General features: G+C 39.8%; 1 protein-coding gene and 2 pseudogenes. 2 read left to right on the forward strand and 1 reads right to left on the reverse strand.

What is annotated here, in order from left to right; translation table 11 throughout:
- The coding region (locus J536_RS24440) for a PadR family transcriptional regulator (protein WP_032064289.1) at positions 1 to 200 on the reverse strand (200 nt) is incomplete at its 3' end.
- A gap of 134 nt (positions 201 to 334) precedes the next feature.
- On the opposite strand from J536_RS24440, the pseudogene J536_RS24445 reads away from it, so the two are divergent.
- Positions 335 to 1,249: pseudogene (locus J536_RS24445) on the forward strand (2,4-dienoyl-CoA reductase FMN-binding domain-containing protein); the annotation flags it as partial.
- Positions 1,235 to 1,305: pseudogene (locus tag J536_RS26435) on the forward strand (YecA family protein); the annotation flags it as partial. The pseudogenes J536_RS24445 and J536_RS26435, both read left to right, overlap by 15 nt.

Consider the following 1,305-nt stretch of genomic DNA (forward strand, 5'->3'; position numbering starts at 1 on the left):
GTTTTTTTTCGGCCATTATCCATTTCATTTTCTAAAGTGGAAACCCAGCCTTTTTTAAGCATGTTATTGAGTTCACGATAAATTTGCTGGTGAGTGGCATTCCAGAAAAAGCCCATTGAGCGGTCAAAGCGACGGGCAAGTTCAAACCCCGTACTTGGACGTTCAAGCAAGCTGGTCAATAAAACATGAGGAAGTGACATGGCAATCCAGTTTGTAAGCAAAAGTAAAGTGTGACTCATGAGATTATGCAACATGTTGCATAAAAGTCAAAATTTGATTATAAATTTATGCAACAAGTTGCATTAGCAAGCTATTGCTAGCCATAGGAGAAAATATGTCAGCTTATCCACATTTATTAAAGCCACTTGATTTAGGCTTTACTACTTTAAAAAACCGTGTGCTTATGGGGTCGATGCACATTGGATTAGAAGAAGCACCGCAAGGATATGAGCGCATGGCTGCGTTTTATGCTGAGCGTGCAAAAGGTGATGTGGGTTTAATTGTAACTGGCGGTGTTTCTCCAAATGATGATGGTGTTGTATTTAGCCACGGGACCAAACTAGATACAGTTGAAGAAGCTGAAAAACATAAAGTGATTACCCAAGCTGTCCATGAAGCTGGGGGTAAAATTGCTATGCAGATTTTACATACGGGTCGTTATTCTTATCAGGCAAATAACGTTGCGCCTTCAGCAATTCAAGCACCAATTAACCCAATTAAGCCAAAAGCTTTAAGCTCTGCCGAAGTACAACAAACCATTGATGACTTTGCTAACTGCGCCAAACTTGCTCAGTATGCGGGCTATGATGGCGTAGAAATCATGGGCTCTGAAGGTTATTTAATTAATGAATTTATTGCAGCTCGAACGAATCATCGTGATGATGAATGGGGTGGTAGTTACGAAAATCGTATCCGCTTTCCAATTGAAATTGTAAAGCGCACACGTGCTTTAGTTGGTGAAAATTTTATCATTATTTATCGTTTATCTATGCTTGATTTAGTTGAAGGCGGTTCAAGTTTTGATGAAGTGATTCAGCTTGCAAAAGAAATTGAAAAAGCAGGCGCAACAATTATCAATACAGGTATTGGCTGGCATGAGGCACGTATTCCTACAATCGCAACTAAAGTTCCTCGTGCTGCATTTACTTGGGTGACTGAAAAACTTAAAGGTGAAGTCTCTATTCCTTTAATTACTTCTAACCGAATCAATACGCCTGAAATGGCTGAACATGTATTGGCATCGGGTCATGTTCGTAGTGATGAGCGTGAATTGATTGAACACCTTCAAGATGTTGCAGCAGTTGA

Source organism: Acinetobacter sp. 809848 (assembly GCF_000581275.1).
In the GTDB taxonomy this organism is placed as follows: Bacteria; Pseudomonadota; Gammaproteobacteria; order Pseudomonadales; family Moraxellaceae; genus Acinetobacter; species Acinetobacter pittii.